Source organism: Paenibacillus chungangensis, from assembly GCF_042675905.1.
GTDB lineage: Bacteria > Bacillota > Bacilli > Paenibacillales > Paenibacillaceae > Pristimantibacillus > Pristimantibacillus chungangensis.
On sequence record NZ_JBHTJZ010000064.1, the window covers coordinates 1 to 21,434 of the forward strand.

At 49.1% G+C, this 21,434-nt stretch carries 18 protein-coding genes and 1 pseudogene; 14 read left to right on the forward strand and 5 right to left on the reverse strand.

Annotated elements, in window-relative coordinates:
- Window positions 1–885 precede the first annotated feature (885 nt).
- The 4 genes from aroF (at window position 886) to serC (ending at window position 5,133) form a co-directional block, all read left to right on the forward strand.
- On the forward strand, window positions 886–1,950 hold the full coding sequence (aroF, locus tag ACFQ2I_RS20290) for a 3-deoxy-7-phosphoheptulonate synthase (protein ID WP_377567507.1): 1,065 nt from the start codon (window positions 886–888) through the stop codon (window positions 1,948–1,950).
- Between the two features lie 21 nt (window positions 1,951–1,971).
- The gene (locus ACFQ2I_RS20295; RefSeq protein ID WP_377567509.1) at window positions 1,972–2,187 is read left to right on the forward strand and encodes a hypothetical protein; all 216 of its coding nucleotides are present in this window, start codon (window positions 1,972–1,974) and stop codon (window positions 2,185–2,187) included.
- A 210-nt stretch (window positions 2,188–2,397) separates the two neighbouring features.
- Window positions 2,398–3,822 (forward strand): type I glutamate--ammonia ligase, encoded by a 1,425-nt coding sequence (glnA, locus tag ACFQ2I_RS20300; protein ID WP_377567511.1) that lies wholly within the window; start codon window positions 2,398–2,400, stop codon window positions 3,820–3,822.
- A 225-nt stretch (window positions 3,823–4,047) separates the two neighbouring features.
- On the forward strand, window positions 4,048–5,133 hold the full coding sequence (serC, locus tag ACFQ2I_RS20305; RefSeq protein ID WP_377567513.1) for a 3-phosphoserine/phosphohydroxythreonine transaminase: 1,086 nt from the start codon (window positions 4,048–4,050) through the stop codon (window positions 5,131–5,133).
- A gap of 88 nt (window positions 5,134–5,221) precedes the next feature.
- Here serC and ACFQ2I_RS20310 read toward each other — a convergent pair whose 3' ends face one another.
- Complete coding sequence (locus ACFQ2I_RS20310; protein ID WP_377567515.1) at window positions 5,222–5,938, reverse strand: response regulator; 717 nt, start codon at window positions 5,936–5,938, stop codon at window positions 5,222–5,224.
- 138 nt (window positions 5,939–6,076) lie between these two features.
- Between ACFQ2I_RS20310 and trmL the strand changes: the two genes are divergently transcribed.
- From trmL to ACFQ2I_RS20325, 3 genes are all read left to right on the forward strand, one after another.
- The gene (gene trmL, locus ACFQ2I_RS20315; RefSeq protein WP_377567517.1) at window positions 6,077–6,541 is read left to right on the forward strand and encodes a tRNA (uridine(34)/cytosine(34)/5-carboxymethylaminomethyluridine(34)-2'-O)-methyltransferase TrmL; all 465 of its coding nucleotides are present in this window, start codon (window positions 6,077–6,079) and stop codon (window positions 6,539–6,541) included.
- Between the two features lie 122 nt (window positions 6,542–6,663).
- Window positions 6,664–6,912, forward strand: a complete 249-nt coding sequence (locus ACFQ2I_RS20320; protein ID WP_262677578.1) for an AbrB/MazE/SpoVT family DNA-binding domain-containing protein — start codon at window positions 6,664–6,666, stop codon at window positions 6,910–6,912.
- Between the two features lie 345 nt (window positions 6,913–7,257).
- Window positions 7,258–8,400, forward strand: a complete 1,143-nt coding sequence (locus ACFQ2I_RS20325; protein ID WP_377567519.1) for an aminotransferase class I/II-fold pyridoxal phosphate-dependent enzyme — start codon at window positions 7,258–7,260, stop codon at window positions 8,398–8,400.
- Here the strand turns inward: ACFQ2I_RS20325 and ACFQ2I_RS20330 are convergent.
- On the reverse strand, window positions 8,384–9,109 hold the full coding sequence (locus ACFQ2I_RS20330; RefSeq protein ID WP_377567521.1) for a DUF2161 family putative PD-(D/E)XK-type phosphodiesterase: 726 nt from the start codon (window positions 9,107–9,109) through the stop codon (window positions 8,384–8,386). The two genes, ACFQ2I_RS20325 and ACFQ2I_RS20330, sit on opposite strands and share 17 nt — an antisense overlap.
- A 241-nt stretch (window positions 9,110–9,350) precedes the next feature.
- Between ACFQ2I_RS20330 and ACFQ2I_RS20335 the strand changes: the two genes are divergently transcribed.
- The gene (locus tag ACFQ2I_RS20335; RefSeq protein ID WP_377567523.1) at window positions 9,351–11,246 is read left to right on the forward strand and encodes a PrkA family serine protein kinase; all 1,896 of its coding nucleotides are present in this window, start codon (window positions 9,351–9,353) and stop codon (window positions 11,244–11,246) included.
- Window positions 11,247–11,384: 138 nt separating this feature from the next.
- Window positions 11,385–11,948 (forward strand): YhcN/YlaJ family sporulation lipoprotein, encoded by a 564-nt coding sequence (locus ACFQ2I_RS20340; protein WP_377567525.1) that lies wholly within the window; start codon window positions 11,385–11,387, stop codon window positions 11,946–11,948.
- Between the two features lie 77 nt (window positions 11,949–12,025).
- On the opposite strand, the gene ACFQ2I_RS20345 is transcribed toward ACFQ2I_RS20340, so the two are convergent.
- Both ACFQ2I_RS20345 and ACFQ2I_RS20350 read right to left on the reverse strand, forming a co-directional pair.
- Window positions 12,026–12,436, reverse strand: coding sequence for a WGxxGxxG family protein (locus ACFQ2I_RS20345; protein WP_377567527.1), 411 nt, complete (start codon window positions 12,434–12,436; stop codon window positions 12,026–12,028).
- A gap of 113 nt (window positions 12,437–12,549) precedes the next feature.
- The gene (locus ACFQ2I_RS20350; RefSeq protein WP_377567529.1) at window positions 12,550–14,001 is read right to left on the reverse strand and encodes a SpoVR family protein; all 1,452 of its coding nucleotides are present in this window, start codon (window positions 13,999–14,001) and stop codon (window positions 12,550–12,552) included.
- A 156-nt stretch (window positions 14,002–14,157) separates the two neighbouring features.
- Here ACFQ2I_RS20350 and hsdR point away from each other — a divergent pair, with 156 nt between their 5' ends.
- From hsdR to ACFQ2I_RS20365, 3 genes are read left to right on the forward strand one after another with little or no spacing between them, the layout of a single operon-like run.
- Window positions 14,158–17,409 (forward strand): type I restriction-modification system endonuclease, encoded by a 3,252-nt coding sequence (gene hsdR / locus ACFQ2I_RS20355; RefSeq protein WP_377567530.1) that lies wholly within the window; start codon window positions 14,158–14,160, stop codon window positions 17,407–17,409.
- Window positions 17,410–18,942: a class I SAM-dependent DNA methyltransferase gene (locus tag ACFQ2I_RS20360; RefSeq protein WP_377567532.1), complete on the forward strand. Its 1,533-nt coding sequence runs from the start codon at window positions 17,410–17,412 to the stop codon at window positions 18,940–18,942.
- Window positions 18,935–20,275: a restriction endonuclease subunit S gene (locus ACFQ2I_RS20365; RefSeq protein WP_377567534.1), complete on the forward strand. Its 1,341-nt coding sequence runs from the start codon at window positions 18,935–18,937 to the stop codon at window positions 20,273–20,275. Before ACFQ2I_RS20360 ends, ACFQ2I_RS20365 begins: the two co-directional genes overlap by 8 nt.
- Window positions 20,276–20,328: 53 nt before the next feature.
- On the opposite strand, the pseudogene ACFQ2I_RS20370 reads toward ACFQ2I_RS20365, so the two are convergent.
- A pseudogene (locus tag ACFQ2I_RS20370) lies at window positions 20,329–20,590 on the reverse strand (stage V sporulation protein R); the annotation flags it as partial.
- 109 nt (window positions 20,591–20,699) lie between these two features.
- On the opposite strand from ACFQ2I_RS20370, the gene ACFQ2I_RS20375 reads away from it, so the two are divergent.
- Both ACFQ2I_RS20375 and ACFQ2I_RS20380 read left to right on the forward strand, forming a co-directional pair.
- Complete coding sequence (locus ACFQ2I_RS20375) at window positions 20,700–20,858, forward strand: hypothetical protein (protein WP_377567536.1); 159 nt, start codon at window positions 20,700–20,702, stop codon at window positions 20,856–20,858.
- Window positions 20,859–20,900: 42 nt separating this feature from the next.
- Window positions 20,901–21,371 carry a Uma2 family endonuclease gene (locus ACFQ2I_RS20380; protein ID WP_377567538.1) on the forward strand — a complete coding sequence of 157 codons (471 nt, stop codon included), beginning with the start codon at window positions 20,901–20,903 and terminating at the stop codon, window positions 21,369–21,371.
- Window positions 21,372–21,434: the final 63 nt, after the last annotated feature.

Below are 21,434 nucleotides of genomic sequence, written 5' to 3' on the forward strand. Positions count from 1 at the left end.
TTTAGGAGCTTTTTTTCTGTCATGCATCACATATATTTAACATTTTTGTAACAATGTCACTTTTTAGAGGTACATTCCATGTCAAGTTTAATGCAACGCTACTGATGTGGCATACGCAAGCAGAGGCGAAGTCAGTTTTTTGATGTTCCAATGTATGTGGCATACGCAAGTAGAGGCGGAGTGAGTTTTTTTGATGCTCCAATGTATGCGGCATGCACAAGCGTAGTGGGATTGCGTCTATTTGATGTTCCAATGTATGTGGCATACGCAAGTAGAGGCGAAGTGAGTTTTTTTGATGCTCCAATGTATGCGGCATACGCAAGCGTAGCCGTAGTGTGTTCTTTTGATGTTCCAATGTATGCGGCATGCACAAGCGTAGTGGGATTGCGTCTATTTGATGCTCTAGTGTATGCGGCATACGCAAGCGTAGTCGGATTGCGTCTATTTGATGCTCCAATGTATGTGGCATACGCAAGCAGAGGCGAAGTCAGTTTTTTGATGTTCCAATGTATGTGGCATGCACAAGCGTAGCCGTAGTGTGTTCTTTTGATGTTCCAATGTATGCGGCATGCACAAGCGTAGTGGGATTGCGTCTATTTGATGTTCCAATGTATGCGGCATACGCAAGCAGAGGCGGAGCCTACTATTGATGGAAGCAAGCGCTTTTAACGTCCTGTTCAACCTATGCAGCAACTTTGAACAATTGTTTCACATATATTTCAATGTTCAAGACGTTAAAATAACAAAACCGTTGTTGACGCGGAGGGGATATTCATGTATATTTACTTTAGCGATTAAAAGCTTAAAAGCCTAAAAGCCTAAAAGCTTAAAAGCCAAAAAGCATAAAAGCGATAAAGTAAAATGTTAACAAAAGGAGAGATCGCCATGATCGTAATTACGAAGTCCAATATTGATAATGCACGTATAGAAGAAATTGTAGCCTATATAGAAAGAAACGAAGGTGTGCAGGCGCATGTGTCTAAAGGCACCGACCGTACCGTTATTGGTATCATCGGTCAAGCGGACCCTGCTCTTGGCGACCATCTCCGCGGCATGAAGGGCGTCGAAAATGTCATAAAGGTGTCCAAATCCTACAAGTTGGCTAGTCGCGACTTCCATCCGGATGATACGATCATCGATATTAAAGGAGTCAAAATCGGCGGGAGCAATCTCGTTATTATGGGCGGACCATGCGCCGTTGAAACACCGGAACAAATCGACGAAATTGCTCGGCTGGTGAAAGCGGCGGGAGGGCAAGTGCTGCGCGGCGGAGCGTTCAAGCCAAGAACGGGGCCATACAGCTTCCAAGGTGTCGGTGTAGAAGGCTTGGCGATGATGGCCGAGGCAGGCAAGAAGCACGGGCTGCTTACGATAACCGAAGTGATGACGCCGGAATACGTCGATGTATGCGCCGAATATGCAGACATCTTGCAGGTGGGCACCCGCAACATGCAGAACTTCGACCTGCTACGCAAGCTAGGGACGATTCAGACACCGGTGCTGCTCAAGAGAGGCTTCAGCTCCACCTACGATGAATTCCTTAACGCTGCGGAGTACATCCTGGCAGGAGGCAATCCCAATGTCATGTTATGCGAGCGCGGTATTCGAACGTTCGAGACCTATACCCGCAATACGCTCGACCTGTCCGCTATACCTGTTCTTCAGTCGCTCAGCCATCTGCCGGTCATCTCCGATCCGAGCCACGGCACGGGACGCCGAGAGCTGGTAGAACCGATGTCAAAGGCTTCTGTAGCGGCAGGCGCCAACGGATTGATTGTCGAGATGCATACCGATCCCGACAATTCCATGACGGGTGACGGGGTGCAGTCTCTTTTCCCTGATCAGTTCGCTAAGCTGCTGAAGGAGCTTGAGCAGCTCGCTCCGCTGGTAGGCAAAGAGTTTAATACAGAGAAAGAGCCTGCTGGAGCTTTTGTAGAATGGAAGAAGTAGACTGAGCATAGTTAGAAGAGGATGGTTCGCCTGAACGAGGCGGACCATCTTTTTTTCATTGAGCGCCTATCAGGGCTTGCGCTGTCTTTCGGCGAGCTGCAAGGGATGAGACCTCGGCTGCAGGCGGGAAAGTGTGCGAATGGCATGCTGCAAGGGATGAGACCTCGGCTGCAGGCGGGAAAGTGTGCGAATGGCATGCTGCAGGCGATGAGGCCTCGGCTACAGGTAGGATTGTAGCGCTTAGACATGGCAATCTTTAGAAAAAATAGGAGGTTACCTACAATGAAAGCGTGTCCACGTGAGTTTACCTGACATGTAAATCAAAAATACCTGACATTGCTATTGACGCTGGGATTGCGCAGTTTTATAATAAACGACATAGATAATGAAATACTTGAACGTTTGAGTCGAAAACCATGTTAATGTTCGGAAATGGAGGAAATTAAGATGTCAGTTCAAAAAGTTTTGGAGCAAATTAAAGAAAACAACATTCAGTTTGTCGATTTTCGATTTGTGAGCCTCACGGGTGGAGCGCATCATATTTCACTGCCTGCAACAGAGGTGGATGCAGATACATTCGTGAACGGCGTTGCGTTCGATGGTTCATCTATTCCGGGCTTCCGCGGCATTGAAGAATCCGACATGGTTATGATGCCGGATGCTGAGACAGCCTTTATTGATCCTTTCACAGCTCACCCAACTTTGAACATCATGTGCAACATCAACACTCCAGATGGCGAACGTTACGATCGCGACCCTCGCAGCATTGCCCAGAAGGCAGAAGAGTACCTGCAATCTTGCGGCATCGGCACAACAGCATTCTTCGCACCAGAATCCGAATTCTTCATCTTCGACGACGTTCGTTACGAGAGCTCCATGAATACTTCCTTCTATAAAGTGGATTCCGAAGAAGGCGCTTGGAATACAGCGCGCAAAGAAGAAGGCGGCAACCTCGGCTTCAAAATCCCTGCAAAAGGCGGTTATGTGCCTGTAGCGCCAGTAGATTCCCAACAAGATATTCGCAGCGAGATGGTTCGCCTTATGCAAGAATCCGGTCTTCGCGTTGAGCGTCATCACCATGAAGTGGCAACGGCAGGTCAAGGGGAAATCAACTTCCGCTTCGATACTTTGACGAAGACTGCCGACAACCTTCTAAAATATAAATATATTGTTCACAACGTAGCACGTCAGTGGGGCAAAGTTGCAACATTCATGCCCAAGCCGCTATATGGGGACAATGGCAGCGGCATGCACGTTCACACATCCATTTTCGATGGTGATACACCATTGTTCTATGACAACACGCAATATGCCAACCTGAGCAAAATGGCTATGAGCTATATCGCTGGTGTTCTGTATCACGCTCCGGCTCTGATCGCATTCACGAATCCAAGCACGAACTCCTTCAAGCGTCTGGTTCCTGGATATGAAGCGCCAGTCAACCTCGTGTTCTCGAAGGGCAACCGTTCCGCGGCAGTTCGTATTCCGATCGCAGCGGTAACGCCGAAGGGCTGCCGCATCGAGTTCCGTACGCCGGATTCCACTGCGAATCCATACCTGGCATTTGCAGCGATGCTGCTTGCTGGGTTGGACGGCATCAAGCGCAACCTTGATCCGGTGGCTCTTGGCTACGGACCATTCGACAAGAACATCTACGATCTGCCTGAAGAAGAGAAGAGAGAAATTCGCAGCGTACCAGCCTCCCTGGACGAAGCGCTTGACGCACTGGAAGCAGATACCGGCTTCCTGACGGAAAGCGGCGTATTCGCGCAAGATTTCATCGATAACTACGTTGCTCTTAAGCGCTCCGAAGCAAAAGCGATCAACATGCGCGTTCATCCGCATGAATTCAGTCTCTACTTTGGCTGCTAATCGCATAAGGTAAACAGCTATTATCAATATTTGTAAATAGAGCCCGTCCAGGGCTCTTTTTGTTCATAAACGTAGGAGTTAGACGTATATACTAACGAGAAAACCGAATATTTATTGAATAAATGAGAAATTCGTTCGAGTTTTGTTCGTGGCGGACTTGATGAAGTTGATCAAAATTGCTATTATAGCGTTATTATGTACAAAGATGAAGGGGTGGAGAAAGCGATGACGAGAGCATATAATTTCAACGCAGGGCCGGCGGCAATTCCGTTAGAGGTGCTGCAGCAAGCCCAGGAGCAATTCGTCGATTACCAAGGTGCTGGCATGTCCATTATGGAGATGTCGCACAGAAGCAAGCTGTATGAGGAAGTGAACGCGAGCGCCCAGCAGTTGCTCAAGGAATTACTCCAAATTCCGGACGGTTATCATGTGCTGCTGCTGCAAGGCGGGGCAAGCACGCAATTCGCCATGCTGCCGATGAACCTGCTTCGCCCCGGACGTCCTGCAGCATACGTTCAGACGGGCGCATGGGCGAACAAGGCGATTAAAGAAGCGAAAGTGATCGGCGAGACGGTAATTGCCGCATCGACCGAATCCGAGCAATATATGCGCATGCCAAGCCAGTCTGAAATCGTCATTCCCGACAATGCGTCGTATCTTCACCTGACGTCCAATGAGACCATTGGCGGAACCCAGTTCCAACAGTTCCCCGACTGCGGAAGTGTGCCGCTTATTGCGGACATGTCCAGCGACATCTTGAGCCGGCCGCTTGATGTCAGCCAGTTCGGCATGATCTATGCCGGAGCGCAGAAGAACCTGGGCCCCTCTGGCGTTACAGTAGTCATCGTGCGGGACGAGCTTATTCAAGACGCCCCTGCACATATTCCGGTAATGTTCCGCTATGCGACCCATGCCAAGAGCAGCTCGCTCTACAATACGCCTCCATCCTTCGCCGTATATATGGTTAAGCTCGTATTGGAATGGATCAAGTCCAAGGGTGGAGTGGCAGCGCTCGAGCAATATAATAAAGAAAAGACAAAGCTAATCTACAACGCAATTGACAATAGCGGCGGATTCTATAAGGGCTGTGCCGATGCGGGTAGCCGTTCTGTCATGAATATCACGTTCCGAATGGGGAGCGAAGAGCTGGAGAAGCTGTTCGTTAAGGAATCGGAGCAAGAAGGCTTTGTCGGCCTGAAGGGTCATCGCGATGTCGGCGGTCTTCGTGCTTCGACATACAACGCCGTGCCGCTAGAGAGCTGCAAGGCGCTGGTGCAATTCATGGCGGACTTCCAGCAGCGTCACGGTTAATCAGACCGTACTTCCGGGAACAAGACCGCCCTTGCCTCGTCGAGAACGAAGGAAGGGCGGTCTTCTTGCATGGGCATCGTACCCGCCCTTATGCCAATGAAGATTCGTTGTAGCTGGGGATATGCATCTTGTAACCTACATTACGAACGGTCATAATATATTCCGGGGTACGCGCGTTCTTTTCAATTTTGTCTCGAAGATGACTAATATGAACATCGACGATCCGCGTGTCGCCGAGAAAGTGGTAATCCCACACGCCATGCAGCAACTGCTGGCGACTTAACACTTTCCCCTTGTGGCGGCACAGGAAGTGCAGCAGCTCGAATTCCTTGGGCGTAAGTTCAATCGGTTTTCCCCCGATTCGAACCTCGCGCTGCTCTACCTGAACGGTTAATTGGCCGATCGTATATGTCGTTTCATCTGCGGCTCCCGGCAGTGACTGCAACCGGCGGAAGAGCGCACCGATTCGGGAGATGAGCTCTTGCGGGCTGAAGGGCTTGGTCATATAATCGTCGGCTCCATTGTCGAGTCCGGCGATTTTGTCTGTCACGTCCTGAAGAGCGGTCAGCATGATAATGGGGACGGCATTGTTCTGCTTGCGCAATTCCCGACACACCTGAATACCGTCCATCTTCGGTAACATCAGATCCAGTACGATCAAGTCCGGGCGGAATGTACGGAGCATATCGAATACGGCTTCACCGTCATCAACGCATTTTACATCGTAACCAGCGAGCTTTAAATTGAAATCAATCAACATGGAGATGGAGGGCTCGTCATCCACAACCAGTATTTTTTTTCGCATCAATTAATCTCCTTTGTCACCTAGTATGCATCCTATTATGGGGGCAATAATTATGCAGAAGATTAACGGTAAGTAAAGCCAGTGTAAAATCGTGAATATATAGGGAATAGAAGCAATAGAAGGATGGAGGATTCCACTATGGCATTCCATATTGTGCTCGTAGAACCAGAGATCCCGGCCAATACGGGCAATATTGCAAGAACATGCGCCGCGACGGGAGCGCATCTGCATCTGGTAAGGCCGCTCGGCTTCCATACAGACGACCGAACTCTCAAGCGGGCGGGACTGGATTATTGGCATGCTGTGCAGGTGCATTACCACGATTCCTTTCAGGAGTTGCAGAAGCAGTATGCGGAGGGCCGCTTCTTCTACGCAAGCACGCGAGCAAGCAAGGTTTATTCGGATTTCCAGTATAGAGACGGTGATTTCTTTGTGTTCGGAAAAGAGACGAAGGGGCTGCCTCAATCGTTGATAGACGAGAATCTGGACACATGCATTCGGATGCCGATGACGGACAAAGTGAGATCCCTTAATTTGTCAAATTCAGCTGCAATTGTATTATTTGAAGCGCTTCGGCAAAATGGTTTTGTTAATTTGAAGTAATTATATGAAAATTACAAATTAGTGAGCAGAAGAAGGAATTTAGCAGCCGTTGTCGAAAAGTTAATATCGCACAGGTTTCTCAAAATAATACTTACAAATTCAGGCATAAAGAGGTGAAAGTGATGAAACCAGCAGGTGTTGTTAGAAAGGTAGACCAGCTTGGACGAATTGTGCTTCCGAAATCATTACGAAAACGTTATTTGATGAATGAGGGCGATCCTGTTGAAATATTCGTTCAGGGTGATCATATCATCCTTGAAAGATACCGTCCCAAATGCGTATTTTGTGGTTCGATGGATGAAGTGAAGGAATTCAAGGAGCGCTATGTATGCGGAGCATGCATGGAGGAGATGGGCTATCTGAAGCGCTAACGTAAGCTGAGGGCTCTGCCCTCCTTATGTTACAGCCCAAAGTATGGCGATATGAGAAAAAGAAGCTTCCCTTACCATGAAGGTACGGGGAGCTTCTTTCTGTGTTGTCGCCTATGAACCGCTTACAGTCCGGATGTCTGGTCGTCATTGTAAGAGCTGGTTAAAATGGCACCGATAAATAGTACAAACACAGTCATCACAATCCAGAAAGTCAATCCCATTGCTTCGACACCTCCAAGTTAGCTATGTCTATTATACCCAACGTTGACCGAAAAGAAAACGTGAAAAGTTGTGAACACATTGTTAACGGCACGGATACATGTAATAGGGAGGGGGAATGAAGGTATGGACGATAAGAGAGCCGTATGCTCATTCGAAGGGCACCAATTGCCAATGAAACGAACGGAAATTGCAAAACTGAAGGAGATTGCGCTTGGAGTGTGGTCAGAGCCGGGGATAGGACGCAACCATTCGGAATGGGAAGAACTGATACCTTACCGCAGGCTCGTTGGCGACCTCATCAGTACTGAAGGCGCGGAGGTGAAGCCAAAGCCAGAGCATCTACTATTCACGGAAGGAACGGGAGAGACGGTGGAAATGCTGCTTCGCACGCTTGCTGCTCCCGGAGATTATGTATTATTGGAGCAGCCTGCCGATGACGGCATGATCTCCTCTTGCAAGCGGCTGGGGCTTCTTATTGCCGCTGCAGACAGTGACGGGGAAGGCATCGACGCGGAGCAGGCTGAGCGACTTATCGTGCGCCATCGCCCGAGGTTGATGCTGGCGATGCCTGACTTCCGCAATCCGACAGGAAGGAGCTGGAGCCTGGCGCGCAGAAGAAAGGTGCTGCAGCTGTGCTTGGCATACGGCGTCACGATTGTGGAGCACGATCTCTATGGGCATACAGGATTTCAAAGCGATTATCGGCAGGTATATCCTTCCTTGCTTGCGCTTGCTATGGGCCATAGTGGAGAACGCCCGACAATCGTACAAGTCGGCAGCTTGACGGACACGCTCGCTCCCGTGGTGCGTTCCGCCTGGATCGCTTCGCCGGATGAGCATATGCTCGCCGCGCTGCATGACGCGAGGCAGGGAGGCGTGGATACGATCGCACAAACTATAGCGTACCGTTACCTGAAGCAAGTGATTGTACAGCACGGCTTGGAGCAGGCAGCCCTCGACAGAAGAAAGAGGCTGATGGCTATGGATCGGGAGCTGCGCCGGGCGAACATGACGGATCTGAATTGGACGCTGCCGGAGGGCGGCATATATTTGTGGCTGGAGCTGCCGGAAGGGCTGGATGCGGATGCGCTGCTGCGAGCTTCCCGCATGAAAGGCGTCACCTTTCATCCTGGCGCATCATGTTACGTGCACAGGGGGAAGCGGAATACGGCACGGCTGAATTTTGCCGCCCATTCCGCAAGAGTGAACGCTTCCGGCATACAGCGTCTCATGGAAGCAATAGCGGAATTCACGGCTCGGCGTTGAAGGTAGAGGCCCATTCCTCGATGACATGGCCGTGCTCTTTCAGAGCGTCCGCTCCGGGCGGCAGCAAGCCGTATTTCCCCCGCTGGATGCGTTGGAACCAGCCGTAGTAATTGTGCCGCAGCATGTCGCCGCATCTTCGATAGCCGGTCGCTTTCACTAATTGCCTTGGTGAGCAGGGCCCTAGCTTGTCGATCGTATAGGCGCAGCGTAGCGCTTTCTCTCGATAGGCGGTCATAAGCGTGCGTCCTGTACTGCCTCCAGTATTATAATCGCCACTACGCTCCTTGAATTCCAACAGCAGACGCGAGCGCTGCTTCACGCGATTGCCTCGAACCGGGAGGTCGCCGGGCTCGCACAGAATGTCCAGTACGGGCGCTTTGGTTTTATAGAATGTTACAGTCATGAGTCCTATGCCCAGCATGCGGCACAGCTCCGCCAGATCGCTGAACCGCTGATTATGCGCGCCGCTCTTCTTTCTGTTGCGCTCTACCGCCAGGAACACATCGCCATTCAGGCGAAGACGTTCAACTCCCTGCAGAAGCAGCGCGAGATTGAACGTTTTTTTCATCTCGACGATGATCATTGCGCCTGTATCCTTATGCACCGCGACGAGATCACAGCTCAGCACCTCGCTCTTCACGTCATACCCCTGTCCTTCGAAGTGCTGCTTGATCGGTTCATACAGCTCCTCTTCTCGTTTAACGGCCATCTGTCTATCCCCTCTCCGATCGCAAGCAAGTCGGTCAATTTCATTCATCATTATAGCAAAGGGAAGGGTGGTTATGTCGATTATTGTGGGAACGCAGCATAAAATATTGGGCAACTTCAGGCTCGTATACGCATAGACTTGTAATACTTCAGATTTGATGATGTCGTGCAATAGGGAAGCGGGAATCTCCCGAGCGGAGAGTGAATAGCGTAAGGCGCAAAGCGTTGGGAGGAGGCACAGCATGGACATTTTTAAGCGGATATCGGAATATCAGGAAGAGAGCGACAGACTGGCGTGGACGGGAACCTTCAGGGAATACATCGAGCAGCTAAGCAAGGATCCTTCCCCGGCCATGACGGCACATGCACGTGTATACGAGATGATTGAATCCTATGGTGTGGAAGAGACGGGGGGACAACGCAAGTATAAATTTTTTGAACAGGAAATATTCGGGCTCGACCGAGCGGTGGAGAAGCTGGTGGAGGAGTACTTCCATTCGGCTGCTCGTCGTCTTGATGTACGTAAGCGTATACTGTTGCTGATGGGGCCGGTCAGCGGCGGCAAGTCCACAATTGTCACGATGCTGAAGAAAGGGCTGGAGAAGTTCTCCAGAACGCAGAGAGGCGCAGTATATGCCATAAAGGATTGTCCCATGCACGAGGAGCCGCTGCACTTGATTCCTCAGGAGCTTAGGCCCGAGATAGAGGAGGCGCTAGGTGTCCGTATAGAAGGGAATCTGTGTCCATCTTGCCAGATGAGGCTGCAGACGCAATATGACGGCAATATTCAAGAAGTGCTCGTGGAACGGGTATTCATCTCGGAAGATAACCGAATCGGAATCGGCACCTTCAGTCCGTCGGACCCCAAGAGCCAGGATATTGCAGACTTGACGGGAAGCATCGACTTCTCCACCATTACAGAATTCGGATCGGAATCCGATCCCAGAGCGTACCGCTTCGACGGCGAGCTGAATAAGGCGAATCGCGGACTGATGGAATTCCAGGAGATGCTCAAGTGCGACGAGAAATTTTTGTGGAACTTGCTGTCACTGACGCAGGAAGGCAACTTCAAGGCGGGAAGATTCGCATTAATTAGCGCCGATGAGCTGATCGTCGCCCATACGAACGAGTCGGAGTACAAATCGTTCATTAGCAATAAGAAGAATGAAGCGCTGCAATCGCGGATGATTGTGATGCCTATCCCATACAATCTGAAAGTATCGGAAGAGGAAAAAATCTACTCCAAGCTGATCTCGCAGAGCGATATGCGTCATATTCATATTGCGCCGCATGCACTGCGCGCCGCCGCCATCTTCTCAATTCTGACCAGACTGAAGGAGACGAAGAAGCAGGGGATGGATCTGGTCAAAAAAATGCGCATGTATGATGGGCAGGAAGTGGAAGGCTTCAAGGAAGCGGATCTGAAGGAAATGCAAAATGAATACATGGAAGAGGGCATGTCCGGCATCGATCCCCGCTATGTTATCAATCGAATATCCAGCGCTCTGATCAAGCATGACATGCAATGCATTAACGCTCTTGACGTGCTGCGTGCGCTGAAGGAAGGACTTGACCAGCATCCCTCCATCACGAAGGAAGAGCGGGAGCGCTACCTGAATTATATCTCTGTGGCGCGCAAGGAATTCGATACATTGGCCAAGAAGGAAATTCAGAAGGCGTTCGTCTATTCCTTCGAGGAGTCGGCGCGCACCTTGTTCGAGAACTATCTGGACAATATCGAAGCCTATTGCAACTGGTCGAAAATTAAAGATCCGCTAACAGGAGAGGAAATGGACCCTGACGAGCGGCTAATGCGATCGATCGAAGAGCAGATTGGCGTATCGGAGAATGCCAAAAAAGCGTTCCGCGAGGAAATACTTATCCGGATCTCGTCGTATTCCAGGAAGGGGAAGAAATTCGACTTCACAAGTCATGAACGTCTTCGGGAAGCGGTGGAGAAGAAGCTGTTCACCGACCTGAAAGATATCGTCAAAATTACGACCTCCACGAAGACTCCGGATGAAAGCCAGTTGAAACGCATTAATGAAGTAACCAAGCGGCTAATTGACGAGCATGGCTACTGTCCGGTCTGCTCCAACGAGTTGCTGCGTTATGTAGGCAGTCTGCTTAACCGATAATCAAGATCCTGGACGAATAACCGGTGGGTTGTGATGCAACAGATCATGATCCGCCGGCTTCCGCGTGTCGTTCCATTCCTCTCATGCATAAAATAACCGGCTCTGTAAATGTTAAAGCATATACGGAGGTGCATATAGATGAGGACTGGAATAGCACGATGGATATGTTATGCCGTGCTTACTGCAGTATTGCTGGGAAGTGCGACCGGCTGCTCGGGCGCTGCCGGCAATGATTACGGCTTCGAACGAGATGCCGACGGAGATACGATTGAACCTTATGGCCAGCTGCCTGCCAAGCCCAGCGACCAGCGTACCCGCTCGCGCAAGCATGGCTGGAGGCCCTTGTCCCAGCCAGAAGGACGCATCAATGGCAGCCAGTTGGCAACGATAGCGGAGCATGTGTCGGGCGTTCATCATGCGGATGTGTTGATGTACAATAACGATGTCGTGGTTGGAATACATGCCAATGACCCAGGCAAGGTAAAAATGCTTGAGCAACAAGTATACTCTGCCTTGAAATGGCAGTATGCGGAGTACAATTATTATGTGACAGCGGACCCTGATCTTCGCGAGCGAATTAAGGAAGCGACGGACAAGCATGCGCATATGGCTAATGGCGAGAGCGGCTTAATGAATGACATCGGCTGGCTTATTCAGCAAATCGACGGACGAATGACCAAGATGGACAGGCGGGTACGATAAAGGCAAAGGTAAGAGAGCAACAGAGCTGCTGATGCATGCATAGCAGCTCTGTTGCTCTTCCTTATAGGCGATGTCGCTTAGGTGCGCTCGCGGTCTCTACCGCGAAGGCCGGCGAGGCCGATCAAGCCGAGCAGACCGAGCCAGCCCCAGCCGAAGCCGTTGTCGTTCCGATCGGTCGTTAAGCCTCTGTAATTGCCGTTATTCGCATTGTTGCGCATATTGTTATCGTACATGCGATTATTGTCATAAGCGTTATAGTTGTTGGTGCCGAATCGATTGCCATTGGGGTATATGTTATTTTTTGACATATTCGTGCCATTGTTCATATTGTTCGTGCGGTAATTGTCTTTGCCAGTCAGCATGTCGTCTGCGCGATTCATGTTCACATCCATCTTATCGGTTCGGTTAGCGTGAGCGTGATCGGCAGGCAGAGTCGTAACGATGGCAAGGCAAGCGAATAGGAACAAAATCAATGCTGTTTTCTTCATGCGTGATTACCCTCCTGAAGTTGTAGTGGTTTCCGGTTTATGATGAGCATTTCAGGAGGGGGTTATGCGATTATTGGCTTATCAACAAGGTGGTAAGTTCTAACGGAAGAGGTTTATACGAACTTTCTGCTCGTTTTGTTGCCGTCGCAGCTGAATACGATTTTTTTGTCCTCCACCATCGTCTCCAGATGCACCGGCTTGCCCCACAGTTGAACGACATTGGGCAGTGTGCGTTCCACATATTTCAAATCCAGCTCGGTTCCTTCATATTGATGAGTAAGGTAGAGCTCGCCAGCGCGATTGAAGTCCCCTTCCTTGACGAGCAGCGTCGGGAATCCGCCATTAACCCTGCTATAGACGAGCTGGTCGCGAACATGCTCCCATGCCTTGTCAGTGATCTTCCATTCCGGACCCTTCTTCTCGAATATGTAGAGATCCAGGTCTTCCACCAGCTGCTTCGTCAAATAGTTGCGCAAGAAGGAAATATCGGAATCCATTTCGCGCACTTCGAAAATTTTCTCCTTCCCCTTGCCGGGCTTCCGGTTGAAACGCAATATCTCCTCTTCTGTCGGATTGTCCCATCGTTTCTCAATATCCTCGAATATCTTCAAGCCCAAATAATACGGATTCAGCGTATTGCGCGACGGTACGACGACCGATGAGTTCAGCTTGGCGAATTCGATCGTCTCATCACTCGTGAGATCCATCTCTCGAATGATGCGTTGATGCCAATAGGAAGCCCAGCCTTCGTTCATGATTTTCGTCTCGATCTGCGGCCAGAAGTACAGCATCTCATCCCGAAGCATAGACATGATGTCGCGCTGCCAGTCCTCCAGGATGGGAGAGTACTCCTCGATGAACCAGATGATATCCTTCTCCGGTCGCGGCGGGAACCGCTTCGCCTCAGCTGCCTCAGCTTCCTTGCGCGCAGCGCGTTCGGCGGTCGCCTCTTCGTCCAGCTCCCACAACTCATCGTATTTGGTTGCCTTATCGTTTTTGCTTGCGCGCTCATGATCCTTCCGCATCATTTCGATATACCGTTTCTTATCAAGCTGGTAGGGCTTCACGATGGTGGGATCAACATGCTCCTGAATGGACAGGATGGCGTCGATGAACCGCTCCACCTTCAGCGTACCGTGTTCAAGCTCGTATTGATGGATACGGTCTGCCGTAGCCGACATGCTCTCCACCATATTGCGGTTGGATACGCCGAAGCGGGCGTTGTTCTTGAAGAAGTCGCAGTGGGCCAGTACGTGCGCGACGATCAGCTTGTTCTGAATGAGCGAGTTGCCCTCCAGCAGGAAGGCGTAGCAAGGGTTAGAATTGATGACGAGCTCGTATATTTTGCTGAGGCCGAAGTCGTATTGCGTCTTCATCTTATGGAAGCTCTTCCCGAAGCTCCAGTGGCTGAACCGGGTCGGCATGCCATAAGCGCCGAATGTGTAAATGATGTCTGCGGGACAGATCTCATATCTCATCTCATAGAAATCAAGGCCGAACCCTTGCGCGATTTCCGTTATTTCCGCAATTGCGCGTTCCAGCTCGCGTATGTCATCCCCGTTCATCTCTCATCCCTCCGTACGAATAAATGCGATTCATACCATATGTATGATGGACGGGGTGGGGATATGTGTATTTCTGGCTGGGAATAAAGGTTTTTGCGTGTTCATCTCGAATGATGATAAGTGAATGATATCAACTAAGTATCGAGGTGCTTCTGAATGACTGGCAACTTTGAGTTCTTGCATAACCGCTGGGAGATCTTATCAGACCTTGGGGAGATGGCTGAGCGCAATTTGTTTGTCGATCCGAATACTTCTTTGATCAAACTTCGTATGTTCGGCGAGACATTAACCAAATACATATGTGCAATGGAAGAGATGGACGAGACGAAGGAACTTACGCAAGTCGAACGTTTGTCGCAATTGAAGCGGGACGATCTCATCTCCGACGAAATAGTAGACTATCTGCACACCCTCCGTAAAATCGGAAACAAAGCGGTTCATGAATCGGGATACGGTTCAACTCGTGAAGCGCAAGCTCTGACGTTACTGGCATTCCGGCTAAGCGTCTGGTTCATGCAGGTGTATGGCGATTGGAACTTCCAAGCGCCCGAATATATAGAGCCAGTCGAGCAGCTGGATACCGCTGGCAATGAAGAGCAGCTGAATCAGCTTACAGAAGCATATGAAGAGAAGGTGGCGCAGCTTCAGCAGGAGCTGACGGCCCTTCGCCAGCAGCAGACGAACGTGACGCAAGAGGACAAGAAGAAACGTCATACGAAGTCGAAGCAGGCGGGGAGCGCCTTTAAGCTGACTGAAGCCGAGACTCGGCTTATTATCGATGAGAAGCTGCGACAAGCCGGCTGGGAAGCCGACTCCCAGACGCTGCGTTATGGACTAGGCACTCGTCCGGAAAAAGGACGCCATATCGCAATCGCAGAATGGGCTCTAAAGACTGGAGTTGCAGACTATGCCCTGTTCTGTGGACTAGAGTTAGTCGGCATTGTAGAAGCGAAACGGATCAATAAGAACGTAGAAGCGGACATCGATCAAGCTAAAAAGTATGCGATGCAGGTTGTGCGACATGGGGATGAAATCATTCATGGACCTTGGGGTAACTATCAGGTTCCTTTCCTGTTCTCTACAAATGGTCGCCCTTATCTGGAACAATTGAAGCAGATGTCCGGCATTTGGTTCCTTGACGCTCGCAAACCGACGAACCATCCGCGCCCTCTGCAGGCGTGGTACTCGCCGCAAGGTCTGAAAGACTTGCTTAAGCAGGACGCGGAGCAAGCTGCTAAGGATCTGCGAGACGAGACGTTGGATTATTTGAAGCTGCGTCCTTATCAAGAGGATGCCATCCTGTCTGTCGAGCGAGCGATTGACACCGGACAGCGCAGCATTTTGCTGGCGATGGCGACCGGCACAGGGAAGACACGTATGGCAATCGGACTAATTTATCGTCTGATCAAGCATAACCGCTTCAAGCGTATCCTGTTCCTTGTCGATCGTTCGGCGCTTGGACGCCAAGCGGAGGCAGCATTTAAAGACTCCAAGCTGGAGAGCTATCATTCGTTTACGGAGATTTTTGAGCTTCAGACGCTGGATGACAAGAAGCCGAATCCAGAAACCAAGGTGCAGATCGCTACTGTACAAGGGATGGTTAAACGCATCTTTTATAATGAATCTGACGAGGCGGATATTCCTTCTGTTGATCAATATGACTGTGTTATCGTCGATGAAGCCCATCGCGGCTATACGCTGGACAAGGAGATGTCCGAGCTGGAGCTGGAGTTCCGCGACCACGAAGATTATGTGAGCAAATACCGCAAGGTGCTGGACTATTTCGATGCGGTCCGAATTGGATTGACGGCTACGCCGGCCTTGCATACGGTTGAAATTTTCGGTCGTCCAGTCCTTAATTATTCTTACCGTGAAGCGGTCATCGATGGGTGGCTTATCGACCACGAGCCTCCGATGCAATTCGAGACCCAATTGAAGAAGCATGGGATCAAATGGCAGGTTGGTGAAGAGGTCGCGGTCTATGACATCTCCTCCGGCGATATTGAGAAGGAGCAACTGCAGGATGAAATTAATCTGGAAGTGACGCAGTTCAATAAAAGGGTCATTACAGAAAATTTCAACCGCGTCATTTTGGAAGAGCTGACGAAGTATATAGATCCGGAATCAGAAGGAAAGACGCTTATATTCGCTGCGACGGACGATCATGCGGATATGGTCGTACGGATATTCAAGGAAGAGCTGGAGAAGGCATATGGGGCGGTAGACGACAATGCCGTGCTCAAAATTACCGGTTCAATCAAAGATCCGTTGCATGCGATCAAGCTGTTCAAAAATGAAAGGCTGCCAAGCATCGTCGTAACAGTCGATTTGCTGACCACAGGCGTAGATATTCCAAGCATTACGAATCTTGTATTCCTGCGCCGCGTACGTTCCCGGATTCTGTTTGAGCAGATGCTGGGCAGAGCGACGAGACGTTGCGACGAGATTGGCAAGGATCATTTCATGATCTATGATGCCGTTGGCATCTATGAAACGTTGAAACCGTACACAGATATGAAGCCGGTAGTTACAAAGCCCACGGTATCGCTGGATGTACTGGCGAGCGAGCTTGCACAGCTGGAAGACGAAGAGCGGGGCAAGCCGCATAAGGATCAGATCATTGCCAAAATGCAGCGCAAGAAGCGTACCTGGACGCAGAAGGACCACGACGACTTCAAGGCGCTGTCCGGCGGGATGAGCATTGATACGTTTATTGACGACTTGAAGAGCGTGAGCGCGCTGCAAGCAAGCGCAGATCTGCAGGCGAAGAAGCCTCTGGTTGCTTTTATCGATGAGAATCGCGGCAGGGGACACCGGATTTATATTTCGGAGCATGAAGATAAGCTGCTCTCTACCTCACGGGGGTATGGCGAGGCCGATCGACCGGAGGATTACCTTGAGGGGTTCCATGCTTTTATTACAGAGAATTTGAACCTTATTCCGGCTCTTACGATAATTTGCACCCGCCCGAATGACCTTACAAGAGAGGAGCTGCGTAAGCTGCGGGTAGAGCTTGACCAGAAGGGGTATTCCGAGATCATGCTGCAGGCGGCATGGCGGGATGCGAAGAACGAGGATATTGCAGCGGACATTATTAGCTTCATCCGTCAGCAGGCGCTCGGCGACCCATTAATTAGTCATGAAGAGCGGATTGAAGGCGCCATGAAAAAAATATATGATATGAGAGTCTGGTCTAAGGTTCAAAAGGACTGGTTGAAACGAATTGAGAAGCAATTGCTTCAAGAATCGGTGTTAGACCCGAATCCGGAGAAAGCTTTTGAGGTAGAACCGTTCAAGAGCAAAGGCGGCTACAAGCAGCTGAATAAGATTTTTGACGGTGAGATGGACAATATTGTAAATACAATAAATACCGCATTATATACACCGCGAAAGAGGGATTACGCGTAAATGGGAAATCAGGATATTGTACAGAAGCTATGGAACTTATGTAACGTACTGCGGGATGACGGCATTACGTATCATCAATATGTAACGGAACTGACGTATGTGCTCTTCCTGAAGATGATGAAGGAAACCAACAAGGAAAGTATTCTACCGGAGCAGTATCGCTGGAACTCGCTGACGGAGCGTCATGGGATGGCGCTTCAACAGCATTACCGTCAATTGCTGCTTGATCTTGGCAACGAAGGCAATGAGACGGTAAAACAGATCTATATGCATGCTACCTCCAACATCAATGAGCCGAAAAACCTGGAGAAAATCATTACGTCTATCGATCAGCTCGACTGGTACAGTGCAAAGGAAGAAGGTCTCGGCGATCTGTACGAAGGATTGCTGGAGAAGAACGCCAGCGAGACGAAGTCGGGAGCGGGACAATACTTCACACCGCGTCCGCTCATTGATGTGATCACTAAGCTGGTTGATCCGCAGCCTGGCGAACGCTGCAATGACCCCGCAGCAGGGACGTTCGGCTTCATGATTGCGGCAGATCGTCATATCCGCAGTCAGACTGACGATCATTTCGACCTGGGGCAGAAGGAATCCGAATTCCAGAAGTATCAGGCATTCTCCGGCGTTGAGCTGGTAAAAGATACGCATCGTCTGGCGATGATGAATGCGCTGCTCCACGATATTGAAGGAGAAATTATGCTTGGCGATACGCTGTCCGACGATGGGGCGATCTTGAAGAACTTCGACGTCATCCTGACGAATCCGCCATTCGGGACGAAGCAGGGCGGCGAACGTCCGACGCGTGACGACTTGACGTTCACGACGACGAACAAACAGCTGAACTTCCTTCAGCATATTTATCGTGCCTTGAAGGCGAATGGTAAAGCTCGTGCGGCAGTTGTCTTGCCGGATAACGTACTGTTCGAGAGTGGCGTTGGCGCTAAGATTCGTGCGGACTTGATGGACAAGTGCAATCTGCATACCATTTTGCGCCTGCCGACCGGTATTTTCTACGCACAGGGTGTTAAGACTAACGTCTTGTTCTTCACGCGTGAGAAGACGGATAAGGACAGCACGAAGGACGTATGGGTATACGATCTGCGTACGAATATGCCAAGCTTCGGCAAGCGTGCTCCGCTGACGGTTGGGCATTTTGATGCGTTTGTGGCGGCTTATATCGCTGAGGATCGTACCAAGGTAGAAGATGAGCGATGGAATGTATTTACACGTGAGGATATTCGGAAGAAGGGTGATAGCCTGGATATAGGCTTGATTGCCGACGAGTCACTGTCTGCATATGACAACCTGCCTGATCCTGTTGCATCTGCAGAGGAAGCTATGGGGAAGCTGGAGGAAGCACTTGCGCTGCTTGGCGAAGTTGTTGCTGAGTTGAAGGCAATTGACGCAAAACCGGATAGCGATGAAGAAGTCAATGGTAAGGAGCAGCATGAGCGTAAGAACAGGTACGAACAGCAGAATTCAGAGTTTGCGAAAGTCGCAGAAGCATCCGGGGTGTACGGCGATGAGTAAAAAGAAAGCGAAGTCGCGGGAAGAGTTGCTGGAAGAGGCTTTGGTGCCAGTAGAGGAGCAGCCTTATGAGGTGCCGGGGAATTGGGTTTGGGTACGGCTCTCATCAATTTCAAAATTGATATCTGATGGTTCACATAATCCACCACCAAAACAAACTGATGGAATTCCAATGCTGAGTGGTAAAAACGTTATTAATAACACGATAACTTTAGATACCGATAGATTTATTACTAAGACAGACTTCGAGTTAGAAAATAGGAGAACCCCCGTCTCTGAAGGAGATGTATTACTTACTATCGTTGGAACAATTGGAAGAAGTGCAATTGTACAAGCAGAACATTTGCCTTTTGCTTTACAACGCAGTGTTGCATTAATTAAAACACGATTTGAAAACAACGCATATCTTAAACATTATATGCAATCTCCTGCCTTTCAAAATTTCTTGAAATTAAATGCAAAAGGAACGGCGCAAAAGGGAGTATATTTAAAAACGTTGAAATCTAGTCCGATTCCACTCCCACCATTAAATGAACAGAAACGAATTGTTGACAAAGTCGAAAGACTCTTGACCAAAATCAATCAAGCCAAACAATTAATTGAAGAAGCCAAAGCAACGTTTGAACTTCGTCGAGCGGCTATTTTGGACAAGGCTTTTCGTGGGGAATTGACGGAGAAGTGGCGGCAAGAGAGTTTTGGAACGGTTGAACAAAATTGGGAGAGTACGACGATAGGGAATGTATGCTCAGAATCATTCTACGGTCCTCGATTTGGTAAGAACGAGTATTCATTTGAAGGGATACCGACAATTAGAACAACTGACATGACGAAAAACGGTGAGATCATATTAAAAGATCCACCAAAGGTGGTTATCGGTGAGAAGAATATTGATAAGTTTCGTCTAAAAAAAGGAGATCTTCTAGTCACTCGAACTGGAAGCATTGGGACTATGGCAGTTTTTAATGAAGAATATTTAGCTGTGCCTAGTGCCTACTTGATAAGATTTCGTTTTATAGAACAAGTAAATACAAGATTTATGTTTTATTATTTGATGTCGCCAAAAGGTCAAAAAATGATGGGGTTAGGTACTACTGCAATTACGCAACCAAATATTAATGCTGAGACTATAAAGAAAATGCCTTTTCTGCTACCTTCATTTGAAGAGCAAATTGAGATAGTCCAAGTTTTAGATTCATTTTGGCATATGGAACAGAAATTGATAGAGAGGCTTGGAAAATATAATTATCTAGAGAAACTGGAACAATCAATACTTATGTACGCATTTAGTGGTAAGCTGAGGACAAATGATGTGAATGATTCAATACCAACTGTATAGTATAGCAAAACAACCAGGGCTGCTTAGCAACCCTGGTTGTTTTGCTATACTAATTAGAACTTCCGACTAACCTTCTTCCCATCATTCATAAACAACAAAGCTTTATCCTCTATAAAGGTCTCCAAGTACACGGACTTCTCCCATAGCTGATAAACATAAGGCAGCGTTCGCTCTACATATTTCAAATCCAGAATTGATGATATAAATAAAGCTCTCCGTTGTTTAAATAATCGCCATTTTTCACGACAAGGTATGGGAAACCGCCATTTACATGTGCGTATGCGATTGGTCGCGGATAATCTCACGTGATATATCTATATATAGGTTGTATTAGCTAAACATTAAGAAATCGAAGCAATATGTGTTATAATTCATGTACACGCAACCAGATTTTCACACAAGTATCTCGAAGGAGGTTGCGACAATGGATAAGAAATCGGGCGCGTTGCAGTGGTTCATAGACGTACTTGATTCTGACCTAGACCTACGTCAATCGATAGAACAATCCGATGAAGATATAAGGCAAGGTAAGATTTTTACGACGGACGAAATCATCGAACAGATTAAACAAGGGAAGTTATAGATAAGCAGTATCAGTGATAAATCCGAAGGAGGTAAATCCACAATGTCCAATTCGGATGAGAAGAAGCAGCACACGTATCAAGATTGGTTGTCATGGGACGGGGCATGGGAATTAATTAACGGCAAGGCATATAACATGTCGCCAGCTCCGACTGCCCTTCATCAGTTTGTTGTAGGTGAGCTGCATTATGCGCTTCGAACGCACATGCAGAATCGGAACTGCTATGTGTTTATCGCACCGTTCGACGTGTTCTTCAGCGAGAGCGATCAATATAATAATCCTGATCATGTGATACAGCCGGATCTATCGGTGGTGTGTTCCAAAAATCAGATCTCCAAGAACGGCTGTCACGGCGCTCGGACGATGATTATCGAAGTGCGGTCTCCTTCAACGGCGTTCAAGGATTTCAATGAGAAGTGTAATCTGAATCAGAAATACGGCGTACAGGAATATTGGATCGTCGATCCCGGCAATCGCACGGTTCATGTATATGCGCTACAGGATGACGTGTAGCAGGTGCGCGACTTATATACGGAGCAAGATAGCGTACGGGCCGATACCCACGGGAGTTGTTTT